Source organism: Comamonas testosteroni ATCC 11996, assembly GCF_000241525.1.
Taxonomy (GTDB): Bacteria; Pseudomonadota; Gammaproteobacteria; order Burkholderiales; family Burkholderiaceae_C; genus Comamonas; species Comamonas testosteroni.
Genome location: NZ_AHIL01000004.1, coordinates 1 through 21,366 on the forward strand (window position 1 = coordinate 1; position 21,366 = coordinate 21,366).

The 21,366-nt window shown below is 62.5% G+C and carries 26 protein-coding genes; 14 read left to right on the forward strand and 12 right to left on the reverse strand.

What is annotated here, in order from left to right; genetic code table 11:
* The coding region (locus CTATCC11996_RS02390) for a LuxR C-terminal-related transcriptional regulator (protein WP_003072642.1) at nt 1–338 on the forward strand (338 nt) is incomplete at its 5' end.
* A 58-nt stretch (nt 339–396) separates the two neighbouring features.
* Here the strand turns inward: CTATCC11996_RS02390 and CTATCC11996_RS02395 are convergent.
* The 4 genes from CTATCC11996_RS02395 to gpmA form a co-directional block, all read right to left on the reverse strand.
* Nucleotides 397–777 (reverse strand): response regulator, encoded by a 381-nt coding sequence (locus tag CTATCC11996_RS02395; protein ID WP_003072645.1) that lies wholly within the window; start codon nt 775–777, stop codon nt 397–399.
* 106 nt (nt 778–883) lie between these two features.
* On the reverse strand, nt 884–1,651 hold the full coding sequence (locus tag CTATCC11996_RS02400; protein WP_003072647.1) for a HesA/MoeB/ThiF family protein: 768 nt from the start codon (nt 1,649–1,651) through the stop codon (nt 884–886).
* Nucleotides 1,652–1,726: 75 nt separating this feature from the next.
* On the reverse strand, nt 1,727–3,238 hold the full coding sequence (locus CTATCC11996_RS02405) for a S41 family peptidase (protein WP_003072649.1): 1,512 nt from the start codon (nt 3,236–3,238) through the stop codon (nt 1,727–1,729).
* 113 nt (nt 3,239–3,351) lie between these two features.
* Nucleotides 3,352–4,095: a 2,3-diphosphoglycerate-dependent phosphoglycerate mutase gene (gene gpmA / locus CTATCC11996_RS02410; RefSeq protein WP_003072651.1), complete on the reverse strand. Its 744-nt coding sequence runs from the start codon at nt 4,093–4,095 to the stop codon at nt 3,352–3,354.
* A 285-nt stretch (nt 4,096–4,380) separates the two neighbouring features.
* On the opposite strand from gpmA, the gene CTATCC11996_RS02415 reads away from it, so the two are divergent.
* From CTATCC11996_RS02415 to CTATCC11996_RS02430, 4 genes are all read left to right on the forward strand, one after another.
* Nucleotides 4,381–4,788: a rhodanese-like domain-containing protein gene (locus CTATCC11996_RS02415; RefSeq protein ID WP_003051897.1), complete on the forward strand. Its 408-nt coding sequence runs from the start codon at nt 4,381–4,383 to the stop codon at nt 4,786–4,788.
* A 73-nt stretch (nt 4,789–4,861) separates the two neighbouring features.
* The gene (gene grxC / locus CTATCC11996_RS02420) at nt 4,862–5,119 is read left to right on the forward strand and encodes a glutaredoxin 3 (RefSeq protein WP_003072654.1); all 258 of its coding nucleotides are present in this window, start codon (nt 4,862–4,864) and stop codon (nt 5,117–5,119) included.
* Between the two features lie 200 nt (nt 5,120–5,319).
* Nucleotides 5,320–5,781 (forward strand): protein-export chaperone SecB, encoded by a 462-nt coding sequence (gene secB, locus CTATCC11996_RS02425; RefSeq protein ID WP_003066740.1) that lies wholly within the window; start codon nt 5,320–5,322, stop codon nt 5,779–5,781.
* 115 nt (nt 5,782–5,896) lie between these two features.
* Nucleotides 5,897–6,907, forward strand: a complete 1,011-nt coding sequence (locus CTATCC11996_RS02430) for an NAD(P)H-dependent glycerol-3-phosphate dehydrogenase (protein WP_003072656.1) — start codon at nt 5,897–5,899, stop codon at nt 6,905–6,907.
* Nucleotides 6,908–7,043: 136 nt separating this feature from the next.
* Here the strand turns inward: CTATCC11996_RS02430 and CTATCC11996_RS02435 are convergent, their stop codons facing one another.
* Together CTATCC11996_RS02435 and lysA are read right to left on the reverse strand one after the other, a co-directional pair.
* Nucleotides 7,044–7,934: a DMT family transporter gene (locus CTATCC11996_RS02435; RefSeq protein WP_003072657.1), complete on the reverse strand. Its 891-nt coding sequence runs from the start codon at nt 7,932–7,934 to the stop codon at nt 7,044–7,046.
* A 297-nt stretch (nt 7,935–8,231) separates the two neighbouring features.
* A complete protein-coding gene (gene lysA, locus CTATCC11996_RS02440; protein WP_003072659.1) occupies nt 8,232–9,479 on the reverse strand; it encodes a diaminopimelate decarboxylase in 1,248 nt (415 codons plus the stop codon).
* A gap of 105 nt (nt 9,480–9,584) precedes the next feature.
* Between lysA and CTATCC11996_RS02445 the strand changes: the two genes are divergently transcribed.
* Together CTATCC11996_RS02445 and CTATCC11996_RS02450 are read left to right on the forward strand one after the other, a co-directional pair.
* On the forward strand, nt 9,585–10,511 hold the full coding sequence (locus tag CTATCC11996_RS02445; protein WP_003072660.1) for a LysR family transcriptional regulator: 927 nt from the start codon (nt 9,585–9,587) through the stop codon (nt 10,509–10,511).
* An 87-nt stretch (nt 10,512–10,598) separates the two neighbouring features.
* Nucleotides 10,599–10,970 (forward strand): polyhydroxyalkanoate granule-associated phasin, encoded by a 372-nt coding sequence (locus tag CTATCC11996_RS02450; protein WP_003072662.1) that lies wholly within the window; start codon nt 10,599–10,601, stop codon nt 10,968–10,970.
* Between the two features lie 20 nt (nt 10,971–10,990).
* Here CTATCC11996_RS02450 and CTATCC11996_RS02455 read toward each other — a convergent pair whose 3' ends face one another.
* On the reverse strand, nt 10,991–12,472 hold the full coding sequence (locus CTATCC11996_RS02455; protein WP_003072665.1) for a SulP family inorganic anion transporter: 1,482 nt from the start codon (nt 12,470–12,472) through the stop codon (nt 10,991–10,993).
* 91 nt (nt 12,473–12,563) lie between these two features.
* Nucleotides 12,564–13,013 (reverse strand): MaoC family dehydratase, encoded by a 450-nt coding sequence (locus CTATCC11996_RS02460; RefSeq protein ID WP_003072667.1) that lies wholly within the window; start codon nt 13,011–13,013, stop codon nt 12,564–12,566.
* 100 nt (nt 13,014–13,113) lie between these two features.
* Between CTATCC11996_RS02460 and CTATCC11996_RS02465 the strand changes: the two genes are divergently transcribed.
* Nucleotides 13,114–13,515, forward strand: a complete 402-nt coding sequence (locus CTATCC11996_RS02465; RefSeq protein ID WP_034348087.1) for a hypothetical protein — start codon at nt 13,114–13,116, stop codon at nt 13,513–13,515.
* A 118-nt stretch (nt 13,516–13,633) separates the two neighbouring features.
* Here the strand turns inward: CTATCC11996_RS02465 and panC are convergent, their stop codons facing one another.
* Together panC and panB are read right to left on the reverse strand one after the other, a co-directional pair.
* On the reverse strand, nt 13,634–14,473 hold the full coding sequence (gene panC, locus CTATCC11996_RS02470; protein WP_003072670.1) for a pantoate--beta-alanine ligase: 840 nt from the start codon (nt 14,471–14,473) through the stop codon (nt 13,634–13,636).
* A 128-nt stretch (nt 14,474–14,601) separates the two neighbouring features.
* Nucleotides 14,602–15,471 carry a 3-methyl-2-oxobutanoate hydroxymethyltransferase gene (gene panB, locus CTATCC11996_RS02475; RefSeq protein WP_003072672.1) on the reverse strand — a complete coding sequence of 290 codons (870 nt, stop codon included), beginning with the start codon at nt 15,469–15,471 and terminating at the stop codon, nt 14,602–14,604.
* A gap of 203 nt (nt 15,472–15,674) precedes the next feature.
* On the opposite strand from panB, the gene CTATCC11996_RS02480 reads away from it, so the two are divergent.
* From CTATCC11996_RS02480 to yiaA, 6 genes are all read left to right on the forward strand, one after another.
* The gene (locus CTATCC11996_RS02480; RefSeq protein ID WP_003072676.1) at nt 15,675–16,409 is read left to right on the forward strand and encodes a Crp/Fnr family transcriptional regulator; all 735 of its coding nucleotides are present in this window, start codon (nt 15,675–15,677) and stop codon (nt 16,407–16,409) included.
* A gap of 130 nt (nt 16,410–16,539) precedes the next feature.
* Nucleotides 16,540–16,839: a DUF4148 domain-containing protein gene (locus CTATCC11996_RS02485; protein ID WP_003072678.1), complete on the forward strand. Its 300-nt coding sequence runs from the start codon at nt 16,540–16,542 to the stop codon at nt 16,837–16,839.
* A 162-nt stretch (nt 16,840–17,001) separates the two neighbouring features.
* Nucleotides 17,002–18,180, forward strand: a complete 1,179-nt coding sequence (gene pabB / locus CTATCC11996_RS02490) for an aminodeoxychorismate synthase component I (RefSeq protein WP_003072680.1) — start codon at nt 17,002–17,004, stop codon at nt 18,178–18,180.
* Between the two features lie 2 nt (nt 18,181–18,182).
* Entirely contained in the window at nt 18,183–18,815 is a 633-nt protein-coding gene (locus tag CTATCC11996_RS02495) for an aminotransferase class IV (RefSeq protein WP_003072683.1), read from the forward strand.
* 49 nt (nt 18,816–18,864) lie between these two features.
* The gene (locus CTATCC11996_RS02500; RefSeq protein ID WP_003065778.1) at nt 18,865–19,437 is read left to right on the forward strand and encodes a DUF4274 domain-containing protein; all 573 of its coding nucleotides are present in this window, start codon (nt 18,865–18,867) and stop codon (nt 19,435–19,437) included.
* Nucleotides 19,438–19,634: 197 nt separating this feature from the next.
* Nucleotides 19,635–20,153, forward strand: a complete 519-nt coding sequence (yiaA, locus tag CTATCC11996_RS02505) for an inner membrane protein YiaA (protein ID WP_003072686.1) — start codon at nt 19,635–19,637, stop codon at nt 20,151–20,153.
* A gap of 27 nt (nt 20,154–20,180) precedes the next feature.
* Here yiaA and CTATCC11996_RS02510 read toward each other — a convergent pair whose 3' ends face one another.
* Nucleotides 20,181–20,864 carry a tRNA-uridine aminocarboxypropyltransferase gene (locus CTATCC11996_RS02510; RefSeq protein ID WP_003072687.1) on the reverse strand — a complete coding sequence of 228 codons (684 nt, stop codon included), beginning with the start codon at nt 20,862–20,864 and terminating at the stop codon, nt 20,181–20,183.
* A gap of 125 nt (nt 20,865–20,989) precedes the next feature.
* Entirely contained in the window at nt 20,990–21,355 is a 366-nt protein-coding gene (locus CTATCC11996_RS02515; RefSeq protein WP_003072690.1) for a 5-carboxymethyl-2-hydroxymuconate Delta-isomerase, read from the reverse strand.
* Between the last annotated feature and the right edge of the window lie 11 nt (nt 21,356–21,366).

Genomic DNA, 21,366 nt, shown 5'->3' on the forward strand with positions numbered 1-21,366 from the left:
GCGGATATCTCAACAAGGAGTGCGACCCTCAGGATATTGCAGAGGCCATCCGGACGGTGGCTCTGGGAAGGCGCTACCTGACACCGGCAGTTGCAGATCTTTTGGCCCAGCAACTCAACCGCAAGGATGACGTTCCGGCACACGAGCAATTGTCGGAGCGTGAGTTTCAGGTGTTCCTGAAGCTTGCGCGCGGCGAGACGGCTGGAGACATTGCCAAATCGCTTTCGTTGAGCGTGAAAACAGTGAGTACTTACCGGACAAGACTCATGGAAAAAATGGGCCTTTCCTCAAATAGCGACTTGACATACTATGCGTTGAAAAATCGACTGATCGATTAATGGATGCTCAAATAAAAAAGGCTTGAAATATTCAAGCCTTTTTTATTTTGCGTTATTTTCAAGATTTACTGGTATTCAAATCAATACAGAAATCGATAAGTGAATCTATTTCGTTGGATTTGTCAAATACGGCATCTGCGCTGAGTTCAAGGCAGCGCTGTCGTATATCGGCCGTCGCGTAATTGCTCAACACGAGCAGCTTTTTCTGCTGTGGTCGATGTTGAAGGCTTGTGACGATGCCCAGACCGCTGCCCTCGCGCAGGAACAGGTCCACGATGACCAGATCCCAGGCGTCAGGGTTGTGGCTGAGCCAGCGTACAGCATCGGCTTCGGTCTCTGCCACCCCTACCGCTTCCACATCGGCAAGCTCCGCCATCGTCGCAATCAGGTTGTCGCGAATCGTGGGATTGTCTTCAACAAAAAAAGTACGCAGTTTCACGACGGTAGCAAGCTGATGAGGTGGACGCCAAGGATCAAGCGGTGAGAGTCATTTCAATTCTCAATGTGGAAAATCAATTACGGCCCATGAAAAAATCATTGTATTGTTATTTTTTGTAATTTGTGTTCGGCGTTCCGCAGATATCACAGGTTTTAACCCTAGCAATTTTCATCCTACTCCACTCCATGGAACGTGCATCAAGCATTTGAAGTTGTCCGACAGAAGATCGGCCAAAACCGACAATCAGCTTCAGTGCTTCTGCAGCTTGCTGGGTGCCGATCAGTCCGACCAGCGGAGCAAAGACCCCCATGGTTGAGCACTGAACCTCTTCGAATTCAGCCTCCGGCGGAAAGACGCATGCATAGCATGGGCTGTCGGGGTTGCGTGGATCAATGACCATCAGCTGGCCATCGACACGGATGGCCGCTCCTTCGACCAGGGGTACGCCGTGGCGTACGCAAGCCGCATTGATGGTCTGGCGGGTCTTGTAGTTGTCGGTGCAGTCGAGCACGATGCTGGCCTCGGGCAGCAGCTCGTCGAGCAGGGTCTCGGTTGCACGCTGCTGGATGCAGCGGATCTCGATTCCGGGATTGATGGCATGTACGGCCGTGCGGATCGATTCCACCTTGGGCATGCCTATGCGTTCGGTCGTGTGGGCAATCTGGCGCTGCAGATTGGTCATGTCCACGACGTCGTTGTCGACGATGGTGATGCGCCCCACACCTGCCGAGCCCAGATAAAGTGCGGCAGGCGAGCCCAAGCCGCCGGCTCCAATGATCACTGCATGCGCCGCCAGAATGCGCTCCTGGCCTTCGATGCCGATTTCGTCGAGCATGATGTGACGGGAATAGCGTAGCAATTGATCGTCATTCATCGGTTTGCTTCCATGGTTCCAAGAAAAAAGCCGGGCAAGCCCGGCTGATTTTGAGCGGGTCCCATAACCCGGTGCTTATTTTTTGCTCTTGTCGGATTCGCCTTTTTCGGGCGCTTTCTTGTCAGCGGGCTTTTTGTCTGCAGCCGTCGCGTCTCCGGGCTTCTCTTCGATTTTGCGCTCTGTCAGGGTTTTGCTGACCTTGACGGGCTGGCCCTTGAGCTTGTTCAGTGCCTGTTGCAGCTGAAAGTCCTTTTCAGACCCGAACTCCGGCAGGCGGCGTTCGGCGGCTGGCTTCTTGGCTTCCTCTTCCAGGCGTTTGCGGGCTTCCTCGCGGGCCTTTTCAAGTGAATCGTTCTTGACCTCCGCACCCTGTCCGCTGGACAAATGCTTTTCAAGGTCTGCTTCACGCATGCTCAATGCAGCAAACAGATCGCCGTCAGCAGTCTCATCCACCATCACATCGGGCACGATACCCTTGGCCTGAATGGATTTTCCGCTAGGTGTGTAGTAGCGCGCCGTCGTCAGCTTGAGAGCCGTATCGGGCCCCAGAGGGCGCACGGTTTGCACCGACCCCTTGCCAAAGGACTGGCTGCCCATGACGGTAGCGCGCTTGTGATCTTGCAGAGCTCCGGCCACGATTTCGCTGGCCGAGGCCGAGCCTTCGTTGACCAGCACCACCAGAGGCAGCTTTTTGAGGGCCGCAGGCAGGCGTTGCAAGGGGTCGCCAAAACCGCGCTGGGCGTAGAACTCGGGCGATGCCTTGTAGACAGCCTTGCTTTCGGCCAGCTGGCCGTTGGTGGAGACCACGGGCACATCGGGGGGCAGGAAGGCCGCAGAGATGGCTACGGCCGCATCCAGCAAACCGCCGGGATCGTTGCGCAGGTCCAGCACCAGGCCCTTGAGATTGGGCTCCTGCTTGTAGATTTCCTCGACCTTGCGCACAAAGTCGTCCACGGTGCGTTCCTGGAACTGGCTCAGGCGGATCCAGGCGTAGCCGGGCTCGATCACCTTGCCCTTGACCGACTGGGTCTTGATCTCTTCACGGGTGATGGTGACGGGGAAGCTGCGGCTTTCATCCTTGCGCAGGATGTTCAGGCGCACCTTGGTATTGGGTTCACCGCGCATGCGCTTGACAGCGTCATTGAGCGTCAGGCCCTTGACGGCCGTGTCGTCGATCTTGGTGATCAGGTCGCCGGTCTTGAGGCCGGCGCGGAAAGCGGGCGAGCCTTCGATGGGAGAGACGATCTTGATCAGCCCGTCTTCCATGGTGATCTCGATGCCGACGCCAACGAACTTGCCGGAAGTGCCTTCCTTGAATTCTTTGTAGGTCTTCTTGTCGAAGTACTGGGAGTGAGGGTCCAGGCTGGAGACCATGCCGGAGATGGCGTCGGTGATCAGCTTCTTGTCGCTGACCTGCTCCACGTAATCGGTCTTGATCAGGCCGAAGACGGCCGATAACTGCTGGATTTCTTCAAGTGGCAGAGGTGTCACACCCCCGCGAGCCAGCGTCTGCAGGGATACGGTGGTCAACGCACCGGCGACCACGCCCACAGAGATCCAGCCTGCAATTTTGATTTTTTGACCCATAGCACCCCTTAAACCATTCGCAATATACACCTTGGACGGTGGAAGGCCTATGAGGTTCCATAGGCCTTTTGCCGTATCAGCCCGGTTCAGGCTGGACCGGCGGTGAATAGGTCTCAGGCCTTGCCCTGGGCCGCAACTGCCGCTGCAGCCTTGGCGGCGGCTTCGGCGTCGCCCAGATAGTAATGGCGGATGGGCTTGAGATCGGCGTCCAGCTCATAGACCAGAGGAATGCCGTTGGGCACGTTCACGCCCACGATCTTGTCGTCTGCGATGTTGTCCAGATACTTGATCAGGGCGCGGATGGAGTTGCCGTGAGCAGCAACCACCACGCGCTTGCCGGCCTTGATGGCGGGGGCGATGGACTCGTCCCAGAACGGCACAACGCGGGCAACCGTGTCTTTGAGGCACTCGGTCAGCGGGATCTGCTCGGGCTGCAGCTTGGCGTAGCGCACATCGCTGCGTTCGCTGCGGGGGTCGGTGGCTTCCAGTGCGGGAGGCGGCACATCGTAGCTGCGGCGCCAGACCAGCACTTGTTCGTCGCCGTACTGCTTGGCCATATCGGCCTTGTTCAGACCCTGCAGACCGCCGTAGTGGCGTTCGTTAAGACGCCAGCTATGCACCACGGGCAGCCAGGTGCGGTCCATTTCATCCTGCACATGCCACAGGGTACGGATGGCGCGCTTGAGCACGCTGGTATAGGCCACATCGAAGTCATAGCCTTCTGCCTTGAGCAGTTGGCCGGCCTTCTTGGCCTGTTCGACGCCGGTGGCAGTCAGATCCACATCGGTCCAGCCGGTGAAGCGGTTTTCAAGGTTCCAGGTGGATTCACCGTGGCGGATCAGAACGAGCTTGTACATGGATTCTCTCAAAGTAGCAAAGCAGTAATGACACAAAGTCAAAAGCGTGCATTTTAGAGGCTGGGCTTTGTCCGGGCTCGAGGCAAGGTAAGCCGGGCCGATCCGGCGCCTGCCTGCCCGCTATTCCTGTAGCGAGCTTCGGGGATTGTGCGCAGCGCCCACTTGCAGCCCAGGGCGCGTCAACCGGGGCGATGGGCTTGCGGGCTGCAGGTTTGTGGCCCGCGGCTGCGGCCCGCAGGCTGGCCTGCCTCTAAAATCGTTCGGTTTGCCATCCCAAGGAATGACGTGAAATTCATCATTGATAACTGGTATTTGATCCTGATTGCCGTGGCTTCGGGTGTGATGCTGCTGCTGCCCGCACTGCGTGGGGCCACAGGTGGTTCGCTGTCGGCAGCGGCTGCTGTGCACCTGATCAACCGCGAAAAAGCCGTGGTGCTGGACGTCTGCGAGCCCGAAGAGTTTGCCGCCGGCCATGTCAACGGCGCCAGGAATCTGCCGCTGAGCCAGTTGGAAGAAAAGCTGCCCACCACCGTCAAGAACAAGCAGCTGCCCGTGGTGCTGGTCTGTGCAACGGGCGCCCGCGCCGCGCGTGCCGAAGCCGTAGCCAAGAAGCTGGGTTACGAAAAGGCCCAGGCACTGGCTGGTGGCATGAAGGCCTGGCGCGATGCCGGCCTGCCGGTTGAAAAAGCCTGATCCGGCCTCAACTGAGAACCCTGACGCATGCAGCGCTGCATGCGGCATTGCAAAAACACCGAGGAAGTTGCCCATGCAAGCCGTGAAGATGTACACCACCGCCGTCTGCCCTTATTGCATCCGTGCCAAGCAGATTCTCCAATCCAAGGGCGTGGAGCAGATCGAAGAGGTGCGCATCGACTTCGATACCGCCGCCCGCGATCACATGATGAAGACCACGGGCCGCCGCACCGTGCCCCAGATCTTCATTGGCGAGACCCATGTGGGCGGCTGCGACGATCTGATGGCACTCGATGCCAAGGGCGGTCTGCTGCCTCTGCTGCAAGGCTGACGCATCTGCGCCGCCCATGTTGTCCCAGGACATGAATTTGCACTTTGTGCCGGCTGCCAGGATGCAGCCATGGGCGGCCACTGCATAATGCCAAGTGCTATTTTCTGGGAAATGCCTGCTGTGAGGATAGCTGCGTGCTGATCCTGCGTGCAGGCATTTTCATTTCCCTCTCAAGATTTTTCTGAAAGACCAAGCTCATCATGGCCGAACAAGACAACAGCCCCGTGTTCCAGATCCAGCGCGTGTATCTGAAGGACCTGTCCCTGGAGCAGCCCAACTCTCCCGCCATCCTGCTGGAGCAGGAGCAGCCCAGCGTGGACATCCAGCTGGGCGTGGAAGCCACCCCCGTGGCTGAAGGCGTCTACGAAGTGGCCGTGACCGCCACGGTTCAGACCAAGATTCAGGACAAGACCGTGTTCCTGGTCGAAGCCAAGCAGGCCGGCATCTTCGAAATCCGCAACGTGCCTGAAGACCAGATGGGCGGCGTGATCGGCATTGCCTGCCCCCAGATCATCTACCCCTATCTGCGCGGCAACGTGGCCGACGTGGTGACCCGCGCCGGCTTCCCTCCCGTGCACCTGGCCGAAATCAACTTCCAGGCCATGTACGAGCAGCAGCAAGCGGCTGCCGCAGCACAGGCCGAAGGCCAGCTGCCCCAGTAAGCTGACGGCAATTGCTGATTCCTGCGATGTGCAAGAATCGGCAGCCAGGCAAAAAGAGGCCCTAGAGGCCTCTTTTTCTTGTGGGTTGTGCGCAAACTGCTATCAAAATTCAGGTATGAAAATTCTTGTCATCGGCGCTGGCGCCTGGGGTACGGCCATGGCCATCAGCGCGGCCACCCATAAGGACCAGGATCGCGTCAGCCTCTGGGCGCGGGATCCGGCGCAGGCGCAGCTCATGCAGGCCGAGCGTGCCAACAGCCGCTATCTGCCCGGCATCCGCTTTCCGGATGCGCTCACGGTGGTCGGTGGCGATGTGATGGACCATGTGGCGGATGCCGATCTGATCGTGCTGGGCACGCCCATGGCGGCGCTGCGCCAGTGGCTGGGCCAGCTCAAGGATTGCCGCCGGCCCGTGGTCTGGCTGTGCAAGGGCTTCGAGGCCGTGGCCGCCGATGCTCCTGCCGGCAGCTATGGGTTGATGGCGCATGAAGTCTGCCAGCAGGTGGCGCCGCAGCTGCAAAGCGGTGCCCTCAGCGGCCCCAGCTTTGCGGCCGAGGTGGCACGCCAGCAGCCTACGGCTCTGGTGGCAGCCAGCGCCCATGAGGGCGTGAGCGAGCTGCTGGTGTCGGCCTTTCACGGCGAGGCCATGCGCGTCTATGCCAATAACGACATCGTGGGCGTGGAAGTGGGCGGAGCCGTCAAGAATGTGCTGGCCATTGCCACGGGTCTTTGCGATGGTCTGCAGCTGGGGCTGAACGCGCGCGCGGCACTGGTCACGCGCGGCCTGGCCGAGATGACGCGTCTGGGAGTGGCGCTGGGCGCGCGCGCCGAGACCTTCATGGGCCTGTCCGGCCTTGGCGATCTGGTGCTGACTGCGACCGGCGATCTCTCGCGCAACCGCAAGGTGGGTCTGTTGCTGGCCGAAGGCAAGAGCCTGGAGCAGGCCGTGACATCGCTGGGCCATGTGGCCGAGGGCGTGTACAGCGCCCGCACCGTGCTCGCCCGGGCACGTCAGGTCGGCGTGGAAATGCCCATCACCGAAACCGTGGTGGCCCTGCTGGACGGCCAGTTGCCGGTCACCGAAGCTGTGCAGCACCTGATGGTGCGTGATCCGCGCGGCGAATAAGGCACTAAGGCAATAAAACGATAGCTGCAATCGCTTGATATTTATAGATTTCAGATGTCTTTCTATCTGAAAATCAATGGATATAGGCAGTAGCAGCTATTGTTTTCTATGACGCCGGTCGTTGGATTCAGGCCCGCTACTTCGTCTCTCTGATGCTGAGCCAGGCGCTCGCCGCCCCGCACAGCGCAATGAGGAGCATGCCCAGCACGGCCCATTGGTCGGGGATATGGCCATAGACCAGCCAGCCGGCCAGCAGCGCGCAGGGAATCTGGCTGTAGAGAAACGGCGTGATGGTCGCAGGCTCGGCTTTTTCATAGGCCTTGAGCAGCATCAGATGTCCGACGGCGCTGCCTGCGCCCATGGCAATCGCGGCCAGCCAGAGCGCGGCGCTGTCCGGCAACTGCCAGACCCAGGGCAGGGCCATGCAGGTCAGGCTCAGGGCCAGCAGGCTGGTGTAGATCTGTGTGGTCAGCGGGCGCTCCTTGCCCGCCATGCGGCTGCTCAGAATCTGATAGGCGGTGTTGGCCAGCAGCTGCAGCGCAGGCCAGACCAGGGCCCAGCCGCTGAACTGGCCGCCGCCCGGCCGCAGGATGACCAGCGTGCCCGCAAAGCCCAGCGCCACCAGCACCCAGCGCAAGGGGCTGACCTGCTGCCCCAGCCAGAGCGCGGCCAGCAAGGTCAGGGCCAGCGGCGTCAGCGCCACGATGGCCGTGAACTCCGCCAGCGGCAGATAGCGCAGGCTGAGCATGGCCAGCGCATTGCTCAGGCAAAACAGAATGGCGCGCAGAAACTGAAAACCCGGGCGCCGGGTGTGAAAGATGTCCAGTCCATGGCGAGCCACGCCAAAGCCCACGGTCAGCGCCGACTGCAGCGCATAGCGCAGCCACAGAGCCATCAGCAGCGGCAGCAGGGCGCCCGCATATTTGGAGCCCGTATCGAGTATCGAAAAACAGGCGCAGGCCAGCACCGTGAAGCCGATGCCCGTCAGCGTATGGCGATGAACTGAAGGGGCGGAGTGCTGTGACATGGAAGAACTTGCCGGGCACTGGGCGGTGCCTGGAGAAAGCAGATTTCAGACCATTTTTGGCCTGAAGCCCCTGATGAATAAACGCTAGCTGCTATTAAAAGTAAAGAGCAGCTTGACAGCAGGGCGCGACTTGAGGATAAGGGGCAGCAAGCAAGGGCCTAGCCGGCCGCGCCGCCCCGCAGCTAGGGCTGCCCCAGCGATGCTGTCGTCCCCCTCCCTTGGCGCGCAGCGCGTAAAGAGAGGGGCGCCCGGCCAGGGGAAGGCGCGGGGCCGCCCAGGCAAGCGGCTCAGGGGGAGTTACAAACCAATCTCCAGAGCCAGCAGTTCTTCCACCGTCTGGCGACGGCGAATCAGCTGGCTCTGCGCGCCATCGACCAGCACTTCGGCGGCCAGCGGGCGGGTGTTGTAGTTGCTGGACATGGAGCTGCCATAGGCGCCCGTGTCGTGAATCACCAGCAGGTCGCCCACGCTGGCGCCGGCCAGCGAGCGGGGCAGCACCACGCCGCCGTCGCCCTGGGTGAAGACATCGCCCGATTCGCACAGCGGGCCGGCCACCACGCTGTCCTGCGCGGGCAGGCTCTGGCCGTCGCGGCGCAGCACTTCCATGCCGTGGTAGCTGCCGTACATGCTGGGGCGCATCAGCTCGTTGAAGCCGGTATCGACCAGCACGAAGTGGTTGCTGCCCGCATTCTTGGTGGCGCGCACGGTGCCCAGCAGCACGCCGGATTCGGCCACCAGGAAGCGGCCGGGCTCGAGCTCCAGTCCCAGACTGTGGCCCACGATGCCTTCTGCCTGCTTGCGCGCCGCATCCCACAGGCCGTGGTAGTGGTTGGTGTCGATGGTGGCATCGCCAGCACGATAGGGGATGGACAGGCCGCCGCCGGCGGAAATCGCATGCAGGTCCACGCCCGCTGCCTTGGTGCGCTCGACCAGCTTGACCATGGCGCCGCAGACTTCCTGCAGATGGCCGTAGTCCACGCCCGAGCCGATATGCATATGCAGGCCGGCCAGCACCAGGCCGCCGGCTTTGATAGCGTCCAGTGCCGCTTCGAGTTCGCTGTGCCAGATGCCGTGCTTGCTGTGCTCGCCGCCGGTGTTGGTCTTGTTGCTGTGGCCGTGGCCGAAGCCGGGGTTGATGCGCAGCCAGACATGGTGGCCCCTGGAGACGGCAGCCAGCTGGTGCAGCATGTCGATGGAGCCCGCATTCACGGGAACCTTGTGCTCCACCACGGTGGCCAGCGTGGCCTCGTCCATCACATCGGCCGTGAAGACGATGTCGGCAGGCTCGCCAAAGCCGGGCTTGAAGCCGGCTGCCAGCGCACGCAGGACTTCGCCGCGCGAGACCGCATCCACCTTAACGCCCTGCTCGCGCATGAGCTTGAGGATGTGGATGTTGGAGCAGGCCTTCTGGGCAAAGCGCACGGTGTCGAAAGCCTTGAGCTGGGCAATGCGCTCGCGGATGGTGGCGGCGTCATACACCCACAGCGGCGTGCCGTACTGGTCTGCCAGGTTCCAGAGCTGTGCGGGAGAGAAGGGGTTTGCCATGGCGGTCTCTTGAAAGGGAATAGTTCTGCGCATCATGCACGGGGGTGTCTATTCAGTCCAATAGCTTGATTTTTGAAGATCATTCAGTATTGATATGCTTTGCGCATGACCGATTCAGAAGCTTCTCAGCGCATCACCCATCGCCATATCGAGGTGTTCCGTGCCGTCATGACGGCCGGCAGCGTCACCGGCGCGGCGCAGTTGCTCTATACCTCCCAGCCCACGGTGAGCCGCGAGCTGGCGCGCATGGAGCAACTGCTTGGCTATGCGCTGTTCGAGCGTGTGCAGGGCCGGCTGCGTGCCAATGCGCGGGCCTTGCTGCTCTGGGACGAGGTGCGGCGCAGCTGGCAGGGCCTGGAGCGCGTGATCGACCGTGCCGTGGAGCTGGGGCGCCCGCAGGGCGCGAGCATCAGCGTGCTGTGCCTGCCGGCACTCAGCCACGCCTTGCTGCCGGGCGCGCTGGCACGTCTGCATGCCAGTCACGGCGCAGTGGCCGTGAGCGTGAGCACCCAGGAGGCGCCGCTGCTGCAGGAGTGGATGGCGGCCCAGCGCTTCGATCTGGGCCTGTCCGAGCTGGCCGATGCACCGCCGGGCACGCGCAGCCAGCCCTTGCCGGCCATGGACGAAGTGGCCGTGCTGCCTGCCAACCACCCGCTGGCGCAGAAGGCGCTGCTGGGCGAGCGGGACTTTGAAGGCGAATCCTTCATCAGCCTGGCGAGGGACGATCCCTACCGGGCCCAGATCGATGCGGTGTTTGCCCGCGCCGGCGTGCAGCGCCGGCTGAGCCTGGAGACCGCCAGCGCCGTGGCCGTCTGCTCCATGGTCCAGCATGGCCTGGGTCTGGCCATCGTCAACCCGCTGACGGCGCGGGCCTGCGCCGGCCCGCAACTGGTGGTGCGGCCGCTGGCGTTCTCGATCGCGTTTCAGGTGCATATGCTGCTGCCGCTGCACCGCCCCGCCGATGCGGGCCTGCCCTGGCTGACGGCGGCACTGGAGCAGGAGGCCCTCAGCCTGCTTGGACACAGGCCATGAATTCGGCGATGGGGCCTTCGCGGGTGAGCTTGCGCAAACTTCTATGTTGCAGTGCACAATAAAGCGCCTGAATGCTAGGAGTTACACATGCCTGAATCCGCCATCCCTCACCGCACCGCCAGCGAGCTGCTGGACATCAGCATGGCCGTGCCTCAGGTCATCAACCACCGGCTCACGCGCATGGCGCTCAGCGGTCCGGTGCTCTCTGCGCGCGATCAGAAGGAGTTCACGCGCATGGTGGTGGAAAAGCAGGTTGCCTTCAGCCAGGCCTGGCTGACCATGGGGGCCGAAATGTTCAAGGTGCAGCAGCAACTGTGTCTGGCCTGGATGCGCAACCCCTGGACCATGGGCCAGAAGCTGCCCGTGGCGGCCGACAAGGTGGCGGCCAGAAGCCTGGCGCCGATTCGCCGCAAGGCCGTGGCCAACGCCAAGCGCCTGTCGCAGACCAGCCTGAAATAAGCGGCCACCGGCCGCCAAACCTAGACCCTGATGCGTTCTATGAGCCGCTGACTGGCGTCATCCAGCCCCTTGAGTTCCACGCGGCAGCCATGCTGGCGCAGCCGCTCCATCACCTTGTCCAGCGCGCCCACGGCGGTGATGTCCCAGAAATGAGCGCCACTGACATCGATGCGGGCCCGCCTGCCGGCCGCGGCACGCACGTCGAAGGCTTCGATCAGCGCATCGGCCGAGGCAAAGAACACCTGACCGCTCACCGTCCAGGTATAGAGATCGTCAGCCTCGTCCAGGCTGCCCCGGACCTGCAGCATATTGGCCACCTTGAAGGTGAAGAACACGCCTGAGAGCAGCACGCCGGCCACCACGCCGGCGGCCAGATTGTGGGTGGCGATGGTGATGATCACCGTCACCAGCATCACCGAGCTGGACAGACGCGGGTGGCGCACCAGATTGCCCAGCGACTTCCAGTCGAAGGTCGAGACCGACACCATGACCATGATGGCCACCAGAGCAATCACCGGCACCCGGGACACCCAGGGCTTGAGAGCGACCATCAGAATCAGCAGAAACACCCCGGCAAACAGGGTGGACAGACGACCGCGGCCGCCGTATTTCACATTGCCCACGGCCTGGCCGATCATGCCGCAACCCGCGATGCCGCCGAACAGGCTGGCCGAGACATTGGCCAGGCCCAGGCCCGTGCATTCGCGGCTCTTGTTGCTGGGCGTGCCCGTGAGGTCGTCCACCACGGCCGCCGTGAGCACCGACTCCAGCAGGCCCACCATGGCAATGGCCAGGGCCGGCAGGGCGATGATGCGCAGCGTCTCCAGACTCGCGGGGATCTCAGGCAGGGCCAGCAGCGGCAGGCTGTCCGGCAGATGGCCCAGATCGGCCACGGTCTTTAGCGGCAGCCCCATGAAGCTGCCCAGCAGGGTCAGCACCAGCACGCAGATCAGTGGCGAGGGAATGGCGGTCAGCGCCTTGAGCTGCAGTCTCTGTCCCAGCCAGGGCAGGCCGTAGATCAGGGCCAGGCCCAGGGCCAGCATGGCCCAGGTGGCGGTGTTGGCGCCATGCAGATGCGGCAGCTGGGCTGAAAAGATCAGAATGGCCAGCGCATTGACGAAGCCCGTGCGCACCGAACTGGAGACAAAGCGCACCAGAGAGCCCATCTTGCACAGGCCGAAAGCGATCTGCATGACGCCGGCCAGCAGGCCTGCTGCCAGCAGATATTGCAGACCATGCGAGGCGACCAGCGGAGCCGCCACCAGGGCCACCGAGCCGGCCGCTGCCGAGACCATGGCCGGGCGCGCGCCGAACACGGCAATCACGATGCTGATGATGAAGGAGGCATACAGCCCCACGGCCGGGTCCACGCCCGCGACAAAGGAAAAGGCAATGACCTCGGGAATCAGCGCAAATGTGGCGACGGCGCCGGCCAGCAGCTCGCGCGGTACGCTGGGTGCCCATTCGGCGCGCCATCGGCTCAGGGAAAAATTGGGGTTCATATCGCAGCAGCAAGTGAGGCGCTGCCCATGCAGGGCAGACAGCGCCGGTGGGCGATGTTAAGCAGTGCCCAGCACTTTTGCTGCGTGAGGGTCAGCCTGGGCGCTTGAAGCACACCATCTTGGGCCTGAAGCGCTGCAGCACCTCGCCGCGCTGGTTTTTGGTGTGGGAGAGCACGCGCACCAGGGCCCGGTTGGGTTTGGACTGGGAGGGGATGATCTCCACGATTTCGGACTCCACCTGCAGCACGTCGCCGGGGCGCGTGGGCTGGGGCCAGGCCAGCTCCTCCATGCCGCCGCCGATCACGCCGTCGGCCAGGGGAATGCTTTGCGTCACCAGCAGCATGCTGATGGAGGCCGTATGCCAGCCGCTGGCGGCCAGGCCCTGGAAGAAGGTGTGCTTGGCAGCTTCGGGGTCGAGGTGAAAGACCTGGGGATCGAACTGCCTGGCATAGGCAATGATTTGCGCCTCATCCAGCGGGTAGCCCTCGCTGACGAACTTCTGGCCTACGTACAGGTCATCCAGATACAGTTTCTCGCTCATTGGCGTCCTCTTTCATGCCGGTGTATGGGGTGGCCGACAGTATGCGCGGCGGCGGCCCTGGCCGCTGTTGCCAAGGTGCCAGAGCGCTATGCTTGGGCGCATGAATTTCGAGTTTGAAGATTCCGAGATCGCCGCAATCAGCCTGCAGAGCGGCGTGCTGCAGATCCGCTTTTCCGCAGCCCATTTGCTGGACGGTGACCGAGCCGGGGCCGGGGAGGGCCTGTGGCAGCCTGTGCTATTGATATGCAAGCAAACTGCGCAGACCGACAAAGAGTCGGACGCGGATTTGACGCGAATTCTGGCCGCAGCGGGCCGTGTCCGGCAAGCGCAGCTGCATATTGCTGGTCAGCGCCTGCGCAGCCTGCCCCTGCCTTTTGACAGCGATGCCGGTTTTGTGCTGGAGCTCGAAATGGGCGACGGCCTGTTTGGCCGGCTCAAGGGGCAGGGGCTTGCGCTGCAGGCTCTGCCCGGTCGGTCATCGACGGACTCCTACCAGTGCTGAGAGTGCTCCTCGCCTCTGCATTGCTCTTGATGCTGAATACCGGAACGCCCTGAAACAGAGGCACCGGGCAAGCGCCGACATGCCCTTGCCGTACAGCGCCTAAAAGGGCTTCGGACTCCTAGAACTCCAGGTTGTCTATGAGCCGGGTGCTGCCCAGGCGTGCCGCGCCCAGGGCCACCAGATCGCCGCTGCGCGCATCGGCAGGCGCTTGCAGATCGCTGCGCTGGCGCACGCTCAGATAGTCGGGCTCCCAGCCCTTGGCACGCAGCGCGGCCATGGCCTGCGCTTCGAGATCGGCCAGATTGCCGCCCAGGCGGGCGGCATCGGCCAGGGCCTTGAGCGCCTGCGACAGCGCCATGGCCTGCACACGCTGCTCATCGCTGAGGTAGCCGTTGCGCGAGCTCAGTGCCAGGCCGCTGTCGGCGCGCGCAGTGGCGCAGCCGATGATCTCTATGGGCAGGGCGAACTGCTGCACCATGCGGCGGATCACCATCAGCTGCTGGTAGTCCTTCTGCCCGAAAACGGCCGTGCCGCCGCCCGTGGTGGCAAACACGGCCTGGAACAGCTTCATGACCACGGTGCAGACGCCGGTGAAGAAGCCGGGGCGGAAGTGCCCCTCCAGAATATCTGCCAGTTGCGCATCGGGCTGGACCTTGAAGGTCTGCGGCTCGGGGTAGAGGTCTTTCTCCCTGGGGGCGAAGACGATGTCGCAGCCCTCGGCTTGCAGCTTGGCGCAGTCGGCATCGAAGGTGCGCGGGTAGCTGTCGAAGTCTTCGTGAGGCAGAAACTGCAGGCGGTTCACGAAGATGCTGGCCACGGTCACGTCGCCATGCTGGCGGGCCTGGCGCACCAGGCTGAGATGGCCTTCGTGCAGATTGCCCATGGTGGGTACGAAAGCAGGGCGGCCGCGACCAGCCAGGGCGGCGCGCAGGTCGGCGATGGTGTGAACGATTTGCATGACTCAAACAGTGGGGGAAAACAAATAGGACTTACGCAAACAAGAATGCAACAACGGCCTGCCTTCTGAGGCAGTCGCCCGGCCCGAGCCCGTTTTGCGTAAGTCGTGACAAAAACAAAGGCCCGGGTTCACCAGGCATGCAGCGCATTGTCGGGGAAGCTGCCATTCTTGACGGCTTGCACATAGGCTTCCATGGCACCCTTGACACTGCCCGCATCGGCCATGAAGTTGTGCACGAACTTGGCCATCTTGCCCAGGTTCACGCCCAGCATGTCGTGCAGCACCAGAACCTGGCCGGCCGTGCCACTGCCCGCGCCAATCCCGATGGTGTGGCACAGCGGCAGCTCCTCTGTCAGCTGTGCGGACAGGGCGGCGGGCACCATCTCCAGCACCAGCATGGCGGCTCCGGCATCCTGCAGCTCCAGCGCATGCTGGCGCAGCGTGGCCGCTGCCTGCTCGTCCTTGCCCTGGACGCGATAGCCGCCCAGGGCATGCACGGTCTGCGGCGTCAGTCCCAGATGGGCACAGACGGGCACGCCGCGATCGACGAGAAAGCGCACGGTGGGAGCGGTCCATCCGCCGCCTTCGAGCTTGACCATATGGGCGCCGGCCTGCATCAGCTCGCAGGCGCTGCGCATGGCCTGCTCGGGACTTTCGGCATAGCTGCCATAGGGCATGTCGGCAATCACCCAAGCCGTGGCCTGGGCGCGGTGCAGGCCCCGCGTGACGCTGGCCGTGTGATAGGCCATATCCTGAAGCGTCACCCCCACGGTGCTGTGCAGGCCCTGGCAGACCATGCCCAGCGAGTCGCCGACCAGAATGCACTCCACACCGGCCGCATCGGCCACGGCGGCAAACGTGGCGTCATAGGCCGTGAGCATGGTGATTTTTTCACCGGCAGCGCGCATCTGAGCCAGACGCGGCAGGCTGACGGGACGGCGCTGGGGCTGGGGCGAAGAGGGGGGAATGGTGCCGTAAGGCGTGCCGCTGGCGGTCATGGGATGTCTCCTGGTCTTGTCTATGGCTGGACCCCGCAGAAAAGCCTGCAGGCAAATTTGCCCGCGAGTCTATGCGATGCTGCGCTGCAGCGCCACGTTGAAAAAGGTATGGCTGCTGTCGGCCACCTTACTATGCTGTGTGGTCATGCATTGCATGGCCCTGCGTTCTGCGGCCTTCCATTTCTTTTTGCACAAGGTTGTTCATGTCCATGGTCGAGCCTCAGCTGTCGTCGGTTTCTTCCCCTGTTTCAGCCGTGGCCTGGCAGGGGCTGCGCAGCGTGAGCTGGCTGGAGTCGCTTTCCGACGAGAGGCTGTCCGTGCTGGCGGGGCAATGCCTTTGGCACCGGCTGGAGTCGGGACAGGTGCTGCACGGGGCCTATACCGATCAACGCATGTACATGCTGATCAACGGCCAGCTCAGTGTCGGCAGCTACAGCGCCAGCGGGCGGTCCATGATTCTGGGTTATCTGGAGCCCGGTTTCTTTTTTGGCGCGTTCGCGCCGCAGCCGCCGGTTCGCCATGTCTCCGTGCAGGTGCAGGCCACGCATGAGAGCCTGGTTGCATCGCTATCGAATGCGGAGCTAGAGGCGCTGATCATGAGTGATGTTCTGGTCATGCGGGCGGTGGTTCAGCGGCTCAGCGAACTGGCAGGGGTGCTGGCGCGGCGTGTGGTCAGTCTGGGAACCCTCACGGTGCGGGGCCGTCTGCATGCCCAGTTGCTGGAACGCGCCGAGATGGCGGGCGTCGAGAACGACGAGGCGTTGCTGTCGCCTGCTCCGCGTCAGAACGATCTGGCCCTGATGCTGGGCACCAGCCGCGAAGAGGTCGCACGCGAGATGTCGCGACTCACGCGTCTGGGTCTGCTCAGACGTGAAGGGCGCAATCTGCGTCTTTGCCGCGTCGACGGCCTGCGGCTGCTGCTCGAAGAAGCGCATTGATTTTTATAATGTGGAATGCATTTTTGCGTGAGAAAACGCACAGACGGCGCGTGGGGGCCGGGCGCATAGTTCAGACGTGCAGCACGCGGCAGGTCTTCTTCCCGCTGCTGCGCCGTTGAAAGGATTGAAAATGCGCTCCCTCACCCGTTTGTTGACCGCAGCCGTGCTGACCGCCAGCGCTGCGGTTGCCATGGCTCAAGACCTCCCCCAAACTTCCGTAACCTCCAGCAAAAGTCGTGCCGAAGTGATGGCCGACCTTGAGATGTACCAGCGCGCCGGCCTTGGCTATATGCCCACGCCAGCGGCTTATGTCGAAACAGAATTCAGCAGCGAGTACCGCAAGGCCTATGCCGAATATCAGCGTCTGCTGGCCAGCCCCGCCTACACGGCTGCCGTAGCCAAGTACCAGTCGCAACTGGGCGGCAAGTAACAGAGTTCTCTCTTAGCCACCCGACAGAGGTGGCCCATTGGTGGATGCGCGCTGAGGGATTCCTTCAGCGCGTTTTTTTATGCCGGCAATGCCAGGCTGATGGATATAGCAAGTTTGATAGCATTCGGCGCATATCGATAGTGCGCTTGCAGGTGATCTGACTTGAAAACCGTTCTTGATTTCACCGCTCCCTGGCAGGCGGGTGCTGCCCGTCTGCGGCATGGCTTTGGCGAGCCCGAGCGCATATTGCAAGCCCATGCTCCCGAGGATGTACCGGCCGTGCTGGAGGCCGTGCAGCAGGCGGCCGAACAGGGGCTGTGGTGCGTGGGCTGGCTGGCCTACGAGGCGGCCGCAGCCTTCGACCGGGCCTATGCCCAGGCCGTGCATGCAGCGGCAGCAGGCCAGCCGCTGGCCTGGTTCGGCCTGTACCGCGCGCCGCTGGCAGGCCCTATGCAGACCCGGCCGGTGCAGGCCGCAGCGGTGCATTGGCAAACGGCGCTCAGCCGCGCGCAGTTCGATGCCCATGTGGCGCGTATCCATGCGGCGATTGCGGCGGGCGACTGCTATCAGATCAATTACACAGCCCCTCTGTCTGCCGAGCTTGCGCCGACGCAAGAGCCGGATGCTTCCGCATTGGCCCAGGCGCTGTTCGCAAGGCTGCAGCAGGCCCAGCCCGGAGGCTATGCAGCGTTGGTCGATTGCGGCGACATGCAGGTGCTGTCGCTGTCTCCGGAGCTGTTTTTCGACTGGGACGGCGAGCGGATTCTGACTCGCCCGATGAAGGGCACGGCGGCGCGCGGCAAGACCCCTGAAGCCGATGCACGTGCTGCTCAAGCCATGCGCGAATCGGCCAAGGAGCGGGCCGAGAACGTGATGATCGTGGATTTGCTGCGCAATGATCTGTCACGCATAGCCGTGCCGCACAGCGTGAAAGTGCCGCAGCTGTTTCAGGTTCAGGCGCTGCCTGCCGTCTGGCAGATGACTTCGGATGTGGTGGCACGCACACGCTCGGATGTGCGGCTGGTGGATGTATTCGGGGCGCTGTTTCCTTGCGGCTCGATTACCGGGGCGCCCAAGCGCCAGGCCATGCGCCTGATTCGCGAGCTGGAGCCCGAGCCCCGAGGCGTCTACTGCGGCGCTCTGGGCGTGGTGCGACCCGGGGCTGAGTCGGGGCGTATTCACGCAACATTCAATGTTCCCATTCGCACAGTGGTGCTCAGGAACGGGCGTCTGAGCTGCGGCATAGGCAGCGGCATCACGGCCAGCGCCAATGCGGCCGACGAATGGATGGAATGGCAACACAAGCAGACTTTTCTGAAGGTGCTTGAGCAAGGCGTTTGAGCATGAACACGAATCTTGAAATCCTCGAAACCCTGGCGCTCAAGGATGGCCGTTGGCAGAACTGGGCTTTGCACTGGGCCCGTTTGCAGATCACGGCCCAGCATTTTCGCTATCCGCTGATGCAGATGCAGCTGGAGTCCGATATGGAGCGCATGGCCAGGCAGACGCATTCCATGGGCGACTGGCGCGTGCGGCTGGCGCTTTCGGTCACCGGTGAGGTGCAGATCACGGCCGAGCCCTTGCCGCCCTCGGTCCAGCCCGTCGCGCTGCAGCTGGCGCATCAACCCATTGCAAACGCGGTGGCGCATAGCGATGTGGTGCGTTTCAAAACCTCGGTACGTCAGCATTACGACGCTTTCAAGCCCCAGGGTGCCGGCATTTTCGATATCGTGCTTTTCAATGAGGACGGTCAGATCACCGAAGGCACGCGCGGCAATATTGCCGTGCAGCTCGATGGGCGCTGGGTCACCCCGCCGCTGCAATGCGGGCTGCTGCCAGGCGTGGGGCGGGCACTGGCCCTGTCCCAGGGTCGGCTGACAGAGCAGGTGGTGACGCTGCAAGAGGCAAGCCATGCCAGCGGCTGGGCCTTTATCAATAGCCTGCGTGGCTGGCTGGATGCTCGTTTGATCGCATAGGCCTGGTTTGTTATCGTGCGGGTGTAAGCAACCTGGAGGAGTCTGAGCCATGGATGACGATGACTTTGATGCCCTGTATCTGGATCTGATGAAGGAATTCCTGGCTACTGCCACGCCCCTTCAGTGGCTGGCCGTGGTCACCACGATGAACTACGACAACGGCAGCGCGCTACCCGACTGGATCAGCAAGCATCCCAAGCTGGAGCCGGCCGTTGCCAAGGCCTTGTACTGGTATCAGCAGCCGGGCTACTTCCAGCACTATGCTTCGCAGGACAAGGTACCCAGCATCAACCGCTCAGGCTGGGCCCGCGTGCAGGCGCTGAGCCAGCGCTTTGAACAAGGCAACCTTGCACCCGCCACCATTGGCTGGGACCCGGCCAACGATCTGGCCTCGCCCACGGGCAATGAAAAGCACCCTGGCTATGACTGGACCAGCGAAGCCGTCAAGGGCGATGAAGCCAAATGGCAGATTCCGGCCATCATGCTGCAGGCCGTGCCCGGCGAGCAACCCGATATCTATGCCTATGTCGATGAGCATGGCTGGGAAGACGGCATGCCGCCCCATGTCCAGGAAGAGCTCAATGCGGCCATGGATGGGGACGAAGTCGAGGATGAGGACTGAGGCCCAAAGCCTGCGCGCGATGGCCTGGCAACGGTTGTAGCTCAGGGCATATGTAAGCATGCTTGCAACCCAAGCCCAGCGCCTGGTGAGGAAAAACAGCTCTTTGGGTATCTTCTGGCGGTACTGGGTGAAGAAACTCTTGGCTTGAGCGAACGGATTTTCTACTATTCGCTCACCACAACTTCTGAGACCCGCTCATGAACTCTCAAGCCATCACCAGCCACAAGCCTTCCTCCGCCTTTGTCGGCGCATCCTGGGCCGCCTTGCTGCTGGGCATCGCCGCCTTCCTGGTCGGGTTGTGGAATGCTGCCATGCAGCTCAACGAAAAAGGCTTTTACTTTGCCGTGCTGGTGCTGGGCCTGTACTCAGCCATCTCGCTGCAAAAAACCGTGCGAGACAAGCTCGAAGGCGTTGCCGTGACCGGCATTTACTACGGCATCAGCTGGGTGGCGCTGATCATTGCGGTGCTGCTTCTGGGCGCAGGTCTCTTCAACGCCACGTTGCAGCTCAGCGAAAAAGGTTTCTATGCCATGGCTTTTGCACTGGCCCTGTTCGGTGCGATTGCCGTGCAGAAAAACACCCGCGACAGCCTGAGCGCCGACGATGGAGCAGCAGAGCGCAAGCGCGGCAAGAGTGAGCGCAGCGGCCCTGCTCTGGTGGTGACCGATCCCGCCAAGCCTGCCGATGTGCCCGAGCAGGTGGCCAATAACCGCTGAGCCGGAAAGCCGTTTGACGGCTGAACATCAGGCGCTCCTTTGGGGCGCCTGATTGCGTTGGCGCAGTTGCAGTTGCTGCGCCACAAATTGCCTGAAGACTTCATGCAGTGTTGCATTGGCGTCCCCACCCGCGCTCCAGTTGTGCAGCTGTGCCAGGGCCTGGGCGGCAGCCTCGAAGCTGGAGAGCTGCCCGGGCAGATGGGCCTTGCGGATGGTGTAGCCGGAGTCCTCCACGTCGAGCAGGGGCAGGCGCGGCAGGGCCTGCAGTGCGGAATTGAGATAGAGCATCTTGCGGCTTTTGCGCCAGGTGCCGTCGATGACCACCAGTCGAAGGCGCTCTGGCGGCTGCGGCCAGGGCAAAGGCAGGGGGCAGGCCGCAGCCAGCCCCAGGGCGGCATCCTGCTCTGCGGTATCGGGGTAGAGCAGCAGGCTGTGGCGTGGCGCACCATCGGTATCGGCCCAGCTGGTCCATCTGCCATGCAGAGCCGCTTCCAGCTCGGCAGCATCGAATTCCTCGCCCACCATGACCCGGCTGCGGGGCAGGCACAGATGCAGCAGATGCCCGGTGCCCTTGGCTTCATGCACTTCCATGGGATGCATGAGGATCAGCACTTCGACCTGATGTGCGACCGGACGGGCCAGCGCGCAGACGCAGGTGCGCAGCGCCCGGTGACAGCTGGGGCAGCGGGGGCGAGGCTCTGGTTTGCTCATGATTCAGGAGCTGCTTGCTCTTTTAGGATAAGGGGTTGAGGCGATTTTTAACTCAAACCAAGGTCCCTGAAACAAAAATGCCCGCAAGCATGGCTGCGGGCGCTCTGGCTTGTGTGGCCGAGGGCTTACAGGCGACCCTTGAAGTAGGTGGCCTTGTCCATATCGGATACGTCCACGCTCAGCTGCACCATCACATCGGCAGGCTGGGGCACGAGGCGGCGCAGGACTTCGGCAATGCCGTCCGACATCTGCTTCTTGGCTTCGGTGCTGCGGCCTGCCATCAGCTGCAGGTGCACATGGACGAAGCCGCGCTTTTCGGGCTGGGTGCCGATATAGACATGGTCCATATTCAGGCGGGCAATGCGGGCCTTGACATCGGCTTCATCGAGAACGGTGGGGTGGGCGCAGACCACGGCGTTGATGTCGCGCATCAGTGCGCGCTCGTTCAGGCCGGTCAGGTTGTCGGTGTATTCAATATGCAGATGAGGCATGGAGTTCTCTC